Source organism: Patiriisocius marinus (assembly GCF_008974325.1).
In the GTDB taxonomy this organism is placed as follows: Bacteria; Bacteroidota; Bacteroidia; order Flavobacteriales; family Flavobacteriaceae; genus Patiriisocius; species Patiriisocius marinus.
This window is the reverse complement of record NZ_BKCG01000002.1, coordinates 263,091-277,899: the sequence shown is the minus strand read 5'-3', so window position 1 is coordinate 277,899 and position 14,809 is coordinate 263,091. Positions and strand designations below refer to the sequence as shown.

Genomic DNA, 14,809 nt, shown 5'->3' with positions numbered 1-14,809 from the left:
AATACGTAATTTTATGGACTAATTTCGTTTAACACTTCTGTTAAAAGTATTATCACTTTATGAAAAAGACCTTACTATTAATGAGTTTGCTGCTCATTACCATTTCAACATTTGCTCAACTTCAGCAAGAAAAATTTCAACGTGCAAAAATTTTGTACTCAGAACCTTCAGATCTTTCGAGACTGGAAAATTTAGGATTACCTGTTGATCACGGGAAACACAAACTTGGCTATTATGTTATATCAGATTTTTCAGAAAATGAATTAGAAATTGCAAGAGAAAATGGTTTTCAAGTAGACATTTTAATTGATGACACTAAACAATTTTTCTTAGAAAGAAATGCACAACGATTACCCTCTAGAAATTTAACTTGTGCTGAAAGCGGTGTTAATTATGAAACACCAACTAATTTCAACTTAGGCTCTATGGGTGGTTTTTTAACCTACCAAGAAATGCTTGACGAGCTTGATCAAATGCGCGCATTATATCCTAATCTTATTTCGGCTAAAGAAAATATAAGCACCTTTTTAACTGAAGGATCTCCAGACAACGGAGTTTCACCATCAATAGGTGGAAATGGAATACAATGGGTACGCATAAGTGACAATCCAAATACGGAAGAGGCTGAACCTCAAATTTTATATACAGCAATACATCACGCTCGTGAGCCACAATCATTATCTCAACTAATTTTCTATATGTGGTATTTATTAGAAAATTATGATTCTGACCCAGAAGTACAGGCAATAGTAGATAATAGTGAACTATACTTTGTTCCTGTTGTTAATCCTGACGGATATTTATATAACGAATTAACTGACCCTAACGGTGGAGGATTCTGGAGAAAAAATAGAAAAGAAAATGGTGGAAACTCATTTGGTGTGGATAACAATCGTAACTACGAATACTTTATTGACGGAGACGCTTCTAACGGAATGTGGGGAGGTGAAGGAAGTTCTGGTAACCCAAATAACGATACCTACCGTGGAACTGCACCATTCTCTGAGGTTGAAAACCAAGCTTTAAAATGGTTTGTTGAAAATCACGATTTTGTAATGGCATTTAATAACCATAGTTATGGTGATTTATTGTTACGCCCTTTTGGATATGCATTAAATACTCCATCTGTGGATGAAGACTTATTCAGAATTTTAGGCGAAGAATTAGTTTCTGAAAATGGATTCAACAATATCCTGTCATCTGAATTATATGCCGCTGCAGGAGATAGTGACGATTTTATGTACGGAACAATAGGTACACACGACGCTATTTATGCCTACACTCCTGAAATAGGCCCAGAATTTTGGCCATCGTCAAACGAAATAATAAACATCTCTAAAGGGATGATGCATTTCAACCTTACGTCTGCTAAAATGATTAATAACTTTGCTATAGTTTCAGACTCGGGAAGTTTATATGTAGGAAATAATGCAAGTGTAAATGCTGAATTTGACATCAAACGTTTAGGTATCTCTGGAAACGGAAACTTTACAGTAAGTTTAGAACCTCTTTCAGCTAATATTGCTGTAGTAAATGGATCACAAACTTTTAATGGATTAGATTTATTAGAAACTCAATCTGGGTCAATACCATATATTTTAGCGGGTGGAACAACAGAAGGTGAAACTATTATTTATGATTTAGTAGTTAACAATGGTATTTTCGAAACAAAACACCGAATTACTAAATATTTTGGGACATTAACTCCAGTTTTTGAAGATAACGGCGATAGTCTTGCTAATTACGATAATAACGGTTTTGACACAACTAACACAACATTTGTATCACCATCAACATCAATTACAGACTCTCCTAACGGAAATTATCAAAACAATGCTAATAAGTCAATTGAAATAAATGATGAAATTGACTTAACAAATGCTTCTGGTGCAATTGTATCTTTTTATGCAAAATGGGAAATTGAAGCAGGTTTTGATTATGCACAATTCCAAATTTCAATAGATAACGGTAATAACTGGATTGCGCAATGTGGAAATTATACTGTTGCAGGAAGTTCTAACAGCATTCAACCAGAAGGAGAGCCACTTTATGAAGGCGCACAATTTGATTGGGTTTTAGAAGAAATTGATCTAAGTGACTATCTTGGTGAAACCATAAAAGCCCGTTTTGTATTTAGAAGTGACAATGGATTACGTCAAGATGGATTTTATTTTGATGATATTTCGTTCAATATATCTGGAGATACAATCTTAAATATAGATGACACTGAGGTGTCACAATTTACTATTTACCCAAATCCAGTTGCTGAAATTTTAAATATCAAAACAACGCTTACAAATTATAACGCTTCATTATATACAATTCAAGGTCAGTTAATTGAAACTAAAGCAAACTTAAATGCTACACAGCAATTTGATTATAGTAATGTAGCATCGGGCTTATATATATTACAACTTACGTCAGGAGATACAACTGAAACAATTAAAGTTATAAAACAGTAAAAAAAGGACTATTTATAATCAAAGTCGCGAATAAATCGCGACTTTTTTTGTTTTTAAGAAGTTTAATAAAAATTTAAGAATTTTCCTTATTTTGCATGACGCAAACAATACATAGAACATGACCGAGATAAAAAGACTCTTTGACTTCCCATATCATCAATTAGAAAAATTTCCCCTAGCAGATTCCCTTGTAACAAAGGTTAATGGATCTTGGACAAAAACGTCAACTCAAGAATATATAGACAAAGCTTGTGCTTTAAGCCGTGGTTTAATAAAACTAGGCGTTCAACCTAATGATAAAGTTGCAATCATTTCTATGACAAATAGAACTGAATGGAACATTTGTGATATAGGAATACTTCAAACAGGAGCTCAAGATGTACCTATTTATCCTACAATTAGCAGTGAAGAATATGAATACGTTTTAAATCACTCTGAAGCAAAATATGTATTCGTTTCTTGTAAAGAAGTACGCGACAAAGTTGAAAAATGTAAAGCCAATGTACCTTCTCTTTTAGGTATTTATTGTTTTGACGATCTCAACGGAACAGAAAACTACAGTGAATTAATTGCACTTGGAAATGATAATAAAGATCTTCAAGAAGAATTAGAGAAGAGAATGGCAGCAGTCAATGAAGATGATTTAGCGACGCTTATTTATACTTCTGGTACAACGGGAAAACCTAAAGGTGTAATGCTTTCTCATAAAAATATATCATCAAATGCAATGCACAGTGAAGGAAGACTTCCTATAACATTTGGTGATTCTAAAGCTTTAAGTTTTTTACCCGTTTGCCATATTTACGAGCGTATGCTTTTATACATGTATCAATATTGTGGTACAAGTATTTATTATGCTGAAAGCCTAGAAACCATTAGCGAAAACCTTCAGGAAATTCACCCTGATGTAATGAGCGCAGTACCTAGACTTTTAGAAAAAGTTTATGATAAAATTATAGCAAAAGGAAATGCGTTAACTGGCGTAAAGAGAAAGTTATTTTTCTGGGCAGTTGATTTAGGTCTACAATGGGAACCATACGGTAAAAATGGCTGGTGGTATGAGACAAAATTAGGTGTTGCAAGAAATTTAATTTTTAGCAAGTGGCAAGAAGCCCTTGGCGGAAATTTGAAAGCCATTGCATCTGGTTCTGCCGCATTGCAACCTAGGCTAGCTAGAATATTTAACGCAGCAGGTTGTCCTGTTATGGAAGGATACGGTTTAACTGAAACATCTCCAGTAGTGAGTGTTAATGATATGCGTAATAAAGGATTTAAAATTGGAACAGTTGGTAAACCTTTACCTGATACTGAAGTTAAAATTGCAGGAGACGGCGAAATTTTAATTAAAGGCCCACAAGTAATGCAAGGTTATTACAAAGACCCTGTTCAAACTGAAGAAGTATTAAAAAATGGATATTTCCACACAGGAGATATAGGAATTGTTGATGCTGATGGTTTCTTAAAAATTACAGATCGTAAAAAATCTATGTTTAAGACTAGTGGTGGTAAATACGTAGCTCCACAGTTGTTAGAGAATGCAATGAAACAATCTCTGTTTATTGAACAAATTCTTGTTGTTGGTGAAGGAGAAAAAATGCCAGCAGCATTAATCCAACCTAATTGGGAATATATTGATGAATGGAAAAAAGTTAAAGGTTATGATATTTCATCTGATGCTAATAAAGCTTGCAATGATCAAATACTTTTAGACAAGATTCAATCTGAAATAGACCAGTACAACGAAAAATTTGGGAAATGGGAAAAAATTAAAACTTTCGCATTAACTCCAGATGTTTGGAGCATTGAAGGTGGACACCTTACTCCTACTATGAAACCTAAAAGAAAAGTAATTAAGGAAATGTACAAAACGCTATACGAAGGGCTTTACGGAAGATCTTAATTTATTTATGAAAACCATAAAAGGAGAATACACATAAAGCGTATTCTCCTTATTATTATCGAAATCTTAATCGTAATATGATTGAATAAAAAAGGAGCTACAATTCGTAGCTCCTTTTTTAAAACAATAGACTGACATTACATAACTTGAAAATCATTTACTGCTTTTTCAATATTTGTTTCTCCACTAATAATTTCGAAAGCTTGATTTTTTGCGACATCATCCTCAAGACTGTTTACTAGTGTTCTTGCAACATCCCAACGAGAAATTTCTCCTTGTTCGTTTAATTTATGTTGTAGTTTGATCTTACCAATCCCTTCATTATTAGTTAATGAACCAGGTCTAACAATACTAAATGTCACACCACTAATATCTAAATATTGGTCTGCATTTTGCTTTGCTTGTAAATACTCTTTTAGCTCTCCTTGCGGATTATCAGCTCCCATAGAACTTAGCATTACAAATTTATTGACCCTCTCTTTTTTTGAGGCATCTATTAAACGCTTTGCTCCTTCTTGATCAATATTTACTACATCTTTTCCTCCAGATCCTGCTGCGAAAATTACTTTATGGATTCCTTTAGTTGTGTTAGAAACATCGTTCGCTAAGTCTCCCATAACAGTTTTAATTCCAGCCGACTCAAATTGAGCTTTCTGATTTTCCTTTCTAACCATTGCTACGGGTTCGTACTTACTAGATTCATTTAATAATTGAACTACTTTTTTTCCGGTGGTGCCTGTTGCACCTGCTACTAATACTTTTTCCATAGCTTAAAAGTAATTATAGAATAAGGCTAAAAATAATCTCTTAACGTTCTTTAACGTTGAAAATGGAAAGATTTAAAATAGCTTTAACAAATAGTAGATTTTCATACTAGTTAGCTACTACTATTTAAATATGTGGCTAGAAAAACTCCTGTACTAACACATCCCTGTAGTAAATAACCACCTGTAGGTGCATCCCAATCGAGCATTTCACCAATACAAAATTGATTTGGCAAATTTAAAAGTTCAAAATTTTCAGAAACTGCTTTTAAATCAATACCTCCTACCGTAGATATAGCTTCATCTATAGTTGCAGTACCTATTACTTCTAAAGGAAATTTTTTAATAGTATTAGCCAACTCTCTCTTATTTAAATAAGAATCTTTAGATAAATAACATTTCAGCAAGTCAACTTGTGGAAGACTCAATTTTAACTCCTTTTTTAAAATCTGAGTTGTATTTTTAAATGATGAATTTGTTAATTTAGAATAAACCAATTCTAAAGTTAATGTAGGTTTGAAATCAATATATATTGTTGCCTTTTTATTTGTAGCCAATTGTTTCCGTATTTGTGGACTTAAACCATAAATAGCGTTTCCTTCTAACCCAAAGGTTGTAATCACCGCCTCCCCTTTTTGTAAAACATCATTGCAGGAAATAGCTATATTTTTAAGCGGAGTTCCTTCGTGAATTTTAATGAAATGAGAACCCCAAGCAACTTCATAACTACAATTTGATGCCTTAAAAGGTTTAGTAGTTATCCCTTTTTTTGAAAACGTATCGATCCAACTTCCAGAGGAACCAGTTACTTTCCAGCTAGCGCCGCCTAAAGAGAAAACGGTATAATCAGTTTGTAGTACATTATTATTAACAATTGGGAAGTTTTCTGCATCCCAACCTGTAAAAACGTGTTCGTATTTAATTGACACACATTTCTCCTTTAAATGAGCTAAAACAGCATTTAGCACCTCAATAGGCTTTATGCCATCCGTTGGAAAAACTCTTTTACTACTTCCCACGTATGTTGAAATACCTATACTTTGTAGCCAAGTTCTAAATTCAGTATTATTGAAATGCTGTAAAGCGTTGTCTAAAAAATGATTAGAAGTATATCGACCTAGAAATGGTTTAATAGATTCAGAATGTGTTAAATTAAATCCACCTTTTCCTGCCACTAAAAACTTACGCCCAGCTGTTTTATTTTTTTCATAAATGGTCACATCAAATTTTTCAGTGTCTAAAAATGAGGCTAATAAAAAAGAAGATGGCCCACCACCTATTATAGCAATTTGTTTTTTCATTAAGCAGAAATAGTTGTTGAGAGAACGTTTTATAGTATTATTTTATAAATATAACCATTTAACGCGCCACCTATCCACTTACACTAAAATGAGCGTTTAATAGGAACTTTATTTATTTCCTTTTTACTAAGAAACGTTAAAATTAATTGCGCTATAGCTCTCGTTTTTTCTTCAGCTGCAAAATGCCCCGCATCAAGTAGATGTAATTCCGCTTTTGGTATATCTCTTAAATAGGGGTTAGCCCCATTAAAGTTACATTTCAAATCCTTTTTTCCCCAAGCACTTGGTGTTTTGGTTGCAATTTAGCCAACATATTTTGCTATTTTGGATAGCTCAATAAATTGGTATTATAGTCTTGAAAAAGCTGAACTTGTATTTTCCAGTCATTTTCAACTTCAAAAAAACCAAAGCGTGCACCCAAGCCTATGGGCTTTGTGTATGATAGTTTGATGTGTCAATATCAAATAAATACTGTTTATTAATTACAGCATCTGCACCAGTTAGACTATATTAGAATTCATATTTTAGTGTAAAATTTTAATATTAATTTTAAAGTAAAACAGCGGTTTGATTATTAATCAAACCGCTTATAAATTTATGGGGTGAGTTATTAGAAATTAATTTCTTCCAGCCATTACTCCACCATCGGTATCCCAAATAGCACCAGTAACCCAAGATGATTTATATGAAAGTAAAAATAAAATACTATTTGCTATATCATTTGATTCACCAAATCTTCCAAGAGGATGAAATTCATTAAAACCAACTAAGGCTTTTTCAGCAGCTTCTTGACCACCAAAAACACCGTGATAAACTGGTGTGTTTACAAAAGCAGGAGATACCGCATTTACTCTTATGTTATCACTTGCTAATTCCATTGCTAAATGCTTCGTTAAAGAATGTAATCCAGCTTTTTGCATAGAATAAGCAGAAGAAGGCGTTGCTTTAATAGCTTGTTGCGCCCACATAGAACCTACATTATCGATAGAACCACCATTAGTCGATTTCATTTTTCTAGCAACACCTTGTGTGATAAAAAAGAACCCTCTATTTAAATCTAAATACGAGTTATAATCCTCTAACGTATGATCCAAAAATGGTTTTGGTCCAAAAATACCTGAAGCATTTACCAAGTAATCTAAGTTATCTAAAGAAGTAATTGTTGAAATCAATGTATCAACTTGTTCTTGATTAGAAATGTCAACCGTGTGTTTTACTAAGTTAGGAGCATCTGCTACTTTATCGGTATTTCTTCCTACAATATGTACCGTTGCGCCTCCTTCTAATAATGCATTAGTTGTTGCATTACCTATTCCACTTGTTCCACCTATTACTAAGACTACTTTACTTTCAAATTCATTCATCATATTTTTATTTAATTTACAAACAGACAGACAAGTCTGTCTTTGTTGGTACAATTTTTTTTTAATTAAGGATTTGCGAGCATAAATTTTTAGTCTCTTTTATTGGCCAATCTGCCTGATGTAGATGACTCTCACCTACTGCACTTTCATAAAGCAAGTATATTTGTCGAGCTAGTGAGGTAACTTCTTTTTCAGAAAAATGATCTAAATTATCCATAATCAACTTCGATATTAAATCAATAAAATTGTTTTTCTGAAGCTGAATTTCACTTCTAATAACTTCATTATCCTTAGGAATTTCCGAAACTGTTTTAATACACCAACATCCATTAAAATCTTTATTCTGAAAAAAAATTCCAAGAAAATCGAAGATAGCAAGTATTTGATCTTTTCCTTTTGGTTTAGACCTAGTATAAACTTCAATATCTTTTATAAAAGTGGTATTTTTAAACTGAAGGTAGGCTAAGCATAGAGCTTCTTTAGATTTAAAATGATTATAAAGTGTAGCTTTAGCAATACCTGCTTCTGCTATAATTTCGTTAATGCCTGTAGCATTATAGCCGTTCTTGTAAAATAAGAACGAAGCAGTTTCAATAATTCTATTTTTAGTTTCAGAAATTTTCACATGAAAAATATAAACTTTTAAACAAATTATATGCTACTTTACTACCTTATATATAAGTACATTTATATATTGATTAAAAATTAAACAATAAAGTACGCTTCACTCCTACTTATTCAAAATGAAACATTTTACGATTTACTATGCGTGCATAGTAAATTTATTGTATCTTTGGTTTTGATATAAATCCGTATTCTGAGCGGAGCACAAGTATGAAAGAAAAAACAATAGATTATATTTTAAGAAGCACGTGGATGTCTGTACAGAAAATGTACAATGAGGAGGCAGGAACAAAAGGCAGCACAATGGCTACAGGATTTGCACTAATTAGTATTGATCCTGAAAAAGGTTCTCCATCTACAGCGTTAGGTCCTAAAATGGGGATGGAAGCCACTTCCCTATCTCGTACCCTTAAAAAAATGGAAGAGCAAAAATTAATTGAACGCCATCCTAATCCAGAAGACGGAAGAGGAGTTATCATACAACTTACTCCTTTTGGCAAAGAAATGCGTGATTTCTCTAAAAGTGTTGTTTTTCGTTTTGACCAAGCGGTTAAAGAAAATATTTCTGAAGAAGACATCAATACATTTAAAAAAGTAGCTTTCACTATGATGGAGCTTATCAACAACAAGAAAATTTACACTAATTCTGAATTAAATATTCAGGGTTAGATTTTTTATTCTGAAATATTCTTTAACAAAGAAAATTTCGGAAGCATAATAAACATAATAATAATTTAGAATATAAAAGTTGAATGACTTTTAATTCATAATTCATAGTTAGTAATGAAAAGAAGAATTAATAAAGTAGCCGTAATAGGTAGCGGAATTATGGGAAGCGGTATCGCTTGTCACTTCGCAAACATTGGTGTGGAAGTTCTATTATTAGACATTGTACCACGCGAATTAACTGATAAAGAAAAGGCAAAAGGCCTTACACTTGAAGACAAAGTTGTACGTAACCGTATGGTTAATGATGCACTTACAGCTTCTATAAAATCTAAACCTGCACCGCTATATCATTTAGATTTTGCTAAGCGTATTACTACTGGTAACTTAGAAGATGATATTGCTAAAGTTAAAGATGTAGACTGGATTATTGAGGTCGTAGTTGAACGACTAGATATAAAAAAGCAGGTATTTGAAAACCTAGAAAAGTATAGAACTCCAGGTACGTTAATTACTTCTAACACCTCTGGAATCCCTATTAGTTTTATGAGTGAAGGACGAAGTGAAGATTTCCAAAAGCATTTTTGTGGAACACACTTCTTTAACCCACCACGCTACTTAAAGTTATTCGAAATAATTCCTGGACCAAAAACAAATCCAGAAGTATTAGAATTTTTCAATAGCTATGGAGAAAAATTTCTTGGTAAAACAACCGTAATTGCAAAAGATACTCCTGCCTTTATTGGTAATCGTATTGGTATTTTTGGTATACAAGCAATGTTTCACCTTGTAAAGGATATGGATCTTACTGTAGAAGAAGTTGATAAATTAACAGGCCCCGTAATTGGTCGTCCTAAATCTGCAACATTCCGTACGGTAGATGTAGTAGGTCTTGATACACTTGTTCACGTTGCAAATGGTATTTACGATAATGTACCTAATGACGAGGAGCACGATTTATTTAAACTTCCGGACTATGTTAACCACCTAATGGATCAAAAATGGTTAGGAAGTAAAAGTGGACAAGGTTTCTATAAAAAATCTAAAAACGCTGAAGGTAAAACCGAAATATTAGGTCTTGACCTAAACACGTTAGAATATAGGTTAGGTAAAAAAGCAAAATTTGCCACATTAGAATTGACTAAAACAGTTGACAATGTAGCAGACCGATTCCCTATCCTTATCAAAGGAAAAGATAAAGCAGGTGAATTCTACCGAAGAAACTTTGGTGCAATGTTCGCTTATGTTTCTAAACGTATTCCTGAAATTTCTGATGAGCTTTACAAAATTGATGATGCAATGAAAGCTGGTTTTGGATGGCAACACGGACCTTTTGAAATTTGGGATGCAGTAGGACTTGACAAAGGAATTGAATTACTAGAAGCTGCAGGTAAAACTGCTGCAAGCTGGGTTACCGAAATGAAAGCTGCAGGAGTAGAATCTTTTTATACTGTAAAAGATGGAGCGACATATTTTTATGATATTCCACAAAAGAAACATGTTAAAGTACCTGGACAAGATTCATTTATCATTCTTGATAATATTAGAAAAACTACTGAAGTATTTAAAAACAGTGGAGTATCAGTTCAAGATCTTGGTGATGGTATATTGAATGTTGAATTCCAAAGTAAAATGAATTCTATAGGAGGTGATGTGCTTGCCGGTATTAACAAAGCAATTGATCTAGCCGAAACAAGCTATGATGGTTTAGTTATCGGTAATCAAGGAGCTAATTTCTCAGTTGGAGCAAATATTGGGATGATCTTTATGATGGCAGCAGAACAAGAATATGATGAGCTAAATGCTGCGATTAAATATTTCCAAGACACAGTAATGCGCTTACGCTATTCATCTATACCAACGGTAGTTGCACCTCACGGTATGACATTAGGTGGTGGATGTGAATTAACGTTACATGCAGATCGCGTTGTTGCAGCTGCAGAAAGTTATATTGGTTTAGTTGAATTTGGTGTAGGAGTTATCCCTGGTGGTGGTGGTTCTAAAGAAATGGCCCTACGTGCTAGCGATATGTTCCAGAAAGGTGATGTAGAATTAAACGTATTACAAGAGCACTTTTTAACTATTGGTATGGCGAAAGTTTCAACATCAGCTCAAGAAGCATTTGATCTTGATATTTTAAAGCCAGGTAAAGATATTGTTGTAGTTAATACGGCTCGCCAGATTGCAACTGCTAAAGCGGTAGCAAGACAAATGGCAGATATGGGTTACACGAAGCCAGCACCTCGTAACGATGTAAAAGTATTAGGAAAGCAAGCATTAGGTATGTTTTTAGTAGGAACTGACTCAATGAATGCTAGTAAATATATTAGTGAACACGATCAAAAAATCGCAAACAAACTTGCATATGTTATGGCAGGTGGAGATTTAAGTGAACCTCAATTTGTGAGCGAACAATATCTATTAGACTTAGAGCGCGAAGCATTCTTAAGTTTAACTGGAGAACGAAAAACACTAGAACGTTTACAACACATGATTCAAAAAGGGAAACCTTTGCGTAATTAAAATTACGGAGCCTTTAGCCATTAGCATATAGTTATTGGCCTGATTGTAATTAATAATTTAATACGCTAGAAGCCAAAAGCCGATAGCTAAAAGCAAAAAAAATGAAAACAGCATATATAGTAAAAGCATACAGAACCGCTGTAGGTAAAGCGGGAAAAGGAGTCTTCCGTTTTAAAAGAGCAGATGAACTTGCTGCGGAAACAATCCAATATTTAATGAAGGAACTTCCTAATCTAGATCCTAAAAGGATTGATGATGTAATGGTAGGTAATGCAATGCCAGAAGGTTCACAAGGACTAAACGTAGCACGTATTATCTCATTAATGGGATTAGAAATTGTTGATGTTCCTGGTGTAACTGTTAACCGTTTTTGTTCTTCAGGATTAGAAACAATTAGTATGGCAGTAGCAAAAATACAAAGCGGAATGGCTGAATGTATTATTGCTGGTGGAGCAGAATCTATGAGTAGCGTACCTATGACAGGTTTTAAACCAGAATTGAACTACGATGTAGTAAAAGCAGGTCACGAAGATTACTACTGGGGAATGGGAAATACAGCTGAAGCAGTTGCAGACCAATTCAACGTATCTCGTAAAGATCAGGATGAGTTTGCTTATAATTCACATATGAAAGCATTAGCTGCAATTGATAGCGATCGTTTTCAAGACCAGATTGTTCCTATCGAAGTTGAAGAAACTTTTTTAAATGGAGCAGGAAAAAAAGAAACTAGAAAATATACCGTAACAAAAGACGAAGGACCACGTAGAGGTACGTCTGTTGATGCTTTAGCAAGATTACGCCCAGTATTTGCTGCAAACGGGAGTGTAACTGCTGGTAACTCATCACAAACAAGTGATGGTGCTGCATTTGTAATGGTAATGAGTGAAGATATGGTGAAGGAATTAAATCTTGAACCTATTGCTAGAATGGTGAGTTATGCAGCTATGGGAGTTGAGCCACGTATTATGGGAATTGGACCAGTTGCTGCAGTGCCAAAAGCATTAAAGCAAGGAGGTTTAACTTTAAATGATATTAAACTTATTGAACTTAATGAGGCTTTTGCTTCACAGTCCGTTGCGGTAATTAGAGAGTTAAATTTGAATCCAGATATCATCAACCCAAATGGTGGAGCAATTGCACTTGGTCACCCACTAGGATGTACAGGAGCTAAATTATCGGTCCAATTATTTGATGAAATGAGAAAACGCAATATGCAAGGACAACACGGTTTAGTAACTATGTGTGTTGGTACAGGTCAAGGAGCAGCAGGAGTTTTTGAATTCTTGAAATAAAATAACAATGTAAACTTGTCTGGTCATGCGGACATTATAAAAACAATAAAATGGCACAAGAAACAGAACAAAAAGATATCCTTAGAGGAGGTCAATTTTTAGTAAAAGAAACAGCTTCTGAAGATGTATTTACACCAGAAGACTTTACTGAAGAACAACGCATGATGAAAGATGCGGTTATGGAATTTAATGACCGCGAAATTGTAGCACATAGAGATCGCTTTGAAGCTAAAGATTATGCACTTACTGAAGAAGTAATGCGTAAAGCTGGTGAACTTGGATTTTTAAGTGTTGCCGTACCTGAAGAATTGGGTGGATTAGGAATGGGATTTGTATCTACAGTATTAACCTGTGATTACATATCAAGTGGAACAGGATCTTTCTCTACTGCTTTTGGAGCACATACAGGAATTGGTACTATGCCAATTACCTTATACGGAAACGAAGAACAAAAACAAAAATACGTTCCTAAATTAGCAAGTGGTGAATGGTTTGGTGCTTACTGTTTAACTGAGCCAGGTGCTGGTAGTGATGCAAATAGTGGTAAAACTAAAGCGGTACTTACTGAAGATGGAAAACATTACTTGATCAATGGTCAAAAAATGTGGATCTCAAATGCAGGTTTTTGCGATGTAATGATTGTATTTGCTCGTATTGGTGATGATAAAAATATTACTGGTTTTATTGTTGAAAACGATGCAAGTAACGGAATCTCTATGGGAGAGGAAGAACACAAATTAGGAATTAGAGCTTCTTCTACTCGCCAAGTATTTTTTAATGATACTAAAGTGTCTGTTGACAATATGCTAGCTGGACGTGGTGAAGGTTTTAAAATTGCAATGAATGCATTAAACGTAGGTCGTATTAAACTAGCAGCAGCTTGTTTAGATTCACAACGTCGAGTACTATCTGAAGCTACAAAATATGCTAATGAACGCATTCAGTTTAAAACTCCTATTGCGAGTTTTGGTGCTATCAAATTAAAATTAGCTGAAATGGCTACTTCTGCATATGCAGGAGAAAGTGCTACCTATAGAGCTGCTAAAAACATTGAGGATCGTATTAATATGCGTATAGCTGCTGGTAATTCGCACCAAGAAGCAGAATTAAAAGGTGTTGAAGAATATGCTATCGAATGTTCAATATTGAAAGTAGCTGTTTCTGAAGACATACAAAATTGTGCTGATGAAGGAATCCAAATTTTTGGAGGAATGGGCTTTAGTGAAGATACTCCTATGGAAGCTGCCTGGAGAGATGCACGTATTGCTCGTATCTATGAAGGTACAAACGAAATTAACCGTATGCTAGCAGTAGGAATGCTTGTTAAAAAAGCGATGAAAGGTCACGTAGATCTTTTAGGTCCTGCTCAAGCAGTTGCAACAGAGCTTACCTCTATCCCATCTTTTGAAACACCAGACTTTAGTGTATTGTTTGCTGAAGAAAAAGACATGATTAAGAAACTGAAAAAAGTTTTCTTAATGGTAGCTGGAAGTGCAGCCCAAAAATATGGAGATAAATTAGAGCAACACCAACAGACCTTAATGGCTGCTGCAGATATCCTTATCGAAATTTATATGGCAGAAAGTACAATTCTTAGAACTGAAAAGAATGCGAAGCGTACAAGCGAAGCAGAACAAGAAGTTCAAATTGCTATGTCGAAATTATACTTATACCATGCGGTTGATATTATCTCAGTAAAAGCAAAAGAATCTATTATTTCATTTGCTGAAGGTGATGAACAGCGTATGATGTTAATGGGACTTAAACGTTTTACTAAATATCAAAATATGCCTAATATAGGTACTTTGCGTAAAGTAATTGCTGAAAAAGTTTCTTCAGAAGGGAAATACCCTTTCTAAAACAAAATTTTAAGTATTAATAAAATTTAGTATTTAAGTTAAAAGCCACTCAAA

At 34.0% G+C, this 14,809-nt stretch carries 11 protein-coding genes; 6 read left to right on the top strand and 5 right to left on the bottom strand.

Going from position 1 to position 14,809, the window contains the following annotated elements; all coding sequences use genetic code 11:
* Window positions 1–59 precede the first annotated feature (59 nt).
* Window positions 60–2,462 carry a M14 family metallopeptidase gene (locus GBH57_RS06240; protein WP_151673217.1) on the top strand — a complete coding sequence of 801 codons (2,403 nt, stop codon included), beginning with the start codon at window positions 60–62 and terminating at the stop codon, window positions 2,460–2,462.
* Window positions 2,463–2,580: 118 nt separating this feature from the next.
* Window positions 2,581–4,362 carry an AMP-dependent synthetase/ligase gene (locus GBH57_RS06235; RefSeq protein WP_151673216.1) on the top strand — a complete coding sequence of 594 codons (1,782 nt, stop codon included), beginning with the start codon at window positions 2,581–2,583 and terminating at the stop codon, window positions 4,360–4,362.
* A gap of 137 nt (window positions 4,363–4,499) precedes the next feature.
* Here GBH57_RS06235 and GBH57_RS06230 read toward each other — a convergent pair whose 3' ends face one another.
* From GBH57_RS06230 to GBH57_RS06210, 5 genes are all read right to left on the bottom strand, one after another.
* A complete protein-coding gene (locus tag GBH57_RS06230; protein WP_151673215.1) occupies window positions 4,500–5,129 on the bottom strand; it encodes an SDR family oxidoreductase in 630 nt (209 codons plus the stop codon).
* 110 nt (window positions 5,130–5,239) lie between these two features.
* Window positions 5,240–6,427 (bottom strand): BaiN/RdsA family NAD(P)/FAD-dependent oxidoreductase, encoded by a 1,188-nt coding sequence (locus GBH57_RS06225; protein WP_151673214.1) that lies wholly within the window; start codon window positions 6,425–6,427, stop codon window positions 5,240–5,242.
* A gap of 83 nt (window positions 6,428–6,510) precedes the next feature.
* Complete coding sequence (locus GBH57_RS06220) at window positions 6,511–6,690, bottom strand: alpha/beta fold hydrolase (RefSeq protein WP_151673213.1); 180 nt, start codon at window positions 6,688–6,690, stop codon at window positions 6,511–6,513.
* 354 nt (window positions 6,691–7,044) lie between these two features.
* A complete protein-coding gene (locus GBH57_RS06215; RefSeq protein WP_174844031.1) occupies window positions 7,045–7,791 on the bottom strand; it encodes an SDR family NAD(P)-dependent oxidoreductase in 747 nt (248 codons plus the stop codon).
* Window positions 7,792–7,852: 61 nt separating this feature from the next.
* The gene (locus GBH57_RS06210; protein ID WP_151673211.1) at window positions 7,853–8,416 is read right to left on the bottom strand and encodes a TetR/AcrR family transcriptional regulator; all 564 of its coding nucleotides are present in this window, start codon (window positions 8,414–8,416) and stop codon (window positions 7,853–7,855) included.
* Window positions 8,417–8,625: 209 nt separating this feature from the next.
* Between GBH57_RS06210 and GBH57_RS06205 the strand changes: the two genes are divergently transcribed.
* The 4 genes from GBH57_RS06205 to GBH57_RS06190 all read left to right on the top strand — a co-directional run bounded on the left by GBH57_RS06205 (window position 8,626) and on the right by GBH57_RS06190 (window position 14,755).
* Window positions 8,626–9,084 (top strand): MarR family winged helix-turn-helix transcriptional regulator, encoded by a 459-nt coding sequence (locus GBH57_RS06205; RefSeq protein ID WP_151673210.1) that lies wholly within the window; start codon window positions 8,626–8,628, stop codon window positions 9,082–9,084.
* Window positions 9,085–9,198: 114 nt separating this feature from the next.
* A complete protein-coding gene (locus GBH57_RS06200; protein WP_151673209.1) occupies window positions 9,199–11,604 on the top strand; it encodes a 3-hydroxyacyl-CoA dehydrogenase/enoyl-CoA hydratase family protein in 2,406 nt (801 codons plus the stop codon).
* Between the two features lie 101 nt (window positions 11,605–11,705).
* Window positions 11,706–12,896 carry an acetyl-CoA C-acyltransferase gene (locus GBH57_RS06195; protein ID WP_151673208.1) on the top strand — a complete coding sequence of 397 codons (1,191 nt, stop codon included), beginning with the start codon at window positions 11,706–11,708 and terminating at the stop codon, window positions 12,894–12,896.
* Between the two features lie 50 nt (window positions 12,897–12,946).
* Entirely contained in the window at window positions 12,947–14,755 is a 1,809-nt protein-coding gene (locus GBH57_RS06190) for an acyl-CoA dehydrogenase FadE (RefSeq protein WP_151673207.1), read from the top strand.
* Window positions 14,756–14,809: the final 54 nt, after the last annotated feature.

Coding starts and splice junctions, on each gene's coding strand:
- GBH57_RS06195 (WP_151673208.1), top strand. CDS start 11,706: ATGAAAACAGCATATATAGTAAAAGCATACAGAACCGCTGTAGGTAAA.
- GBH57_RS06200 (WP_151673209.1), top strand. CDS start 9,199: ATGAAAAGAAGAATTAATAAAGTAGCCGTAATAGGTAGCGGAATTATG.
- GBH57_RS06230 (WP_151673215.1), bottom strand. CDS start 5,129: ATGGAAAAAGTATTAGTAGCAGGTGCAACAGGCACCACCGGAAAAAAA.
- GBH57_RS06205 (WP_151673210.1), top strand. CDS start 8,626: ATGAAAGAAAAAACAATAGATTATATTTTAAGAAGCACGTGGATGTCT.
- GBH57_RS06215 (WP_174844031.1), bottom strand. CDS start 7,791: ATGAATGAATTTGAAAGTAAAGTAGTCTTAGTAATAGGTGGAACAAGT.
- GBH57_RS06190 (WP_151673207.1), top strand. CDS start 12,947: ATGGCACAAGAAACAGAACAAAAAGATATCCTTAGAGGAGGTCAATTT.
- GBH57_RS06225 (WP_151673214.1), bottom strand. CDS start 6,427: ATGAAAAAACAAATTGCTATAATAGGTGGTGGGCCATCTTCTTTTTTA.
- GBH57_RS06235 (WP_151673216.1), top strand. CDS start 2,581: ATGACCGAGATAAAAAGACTCTTTGACTTCCCATATCATCAATTAGAA.
- GBH57_RS06240 (WP_151673217.1), top strand. CDS start 60: ATGAAAAAGACCTTACTATTAATGAGTTTGCTGCTCATTACCATTTCA.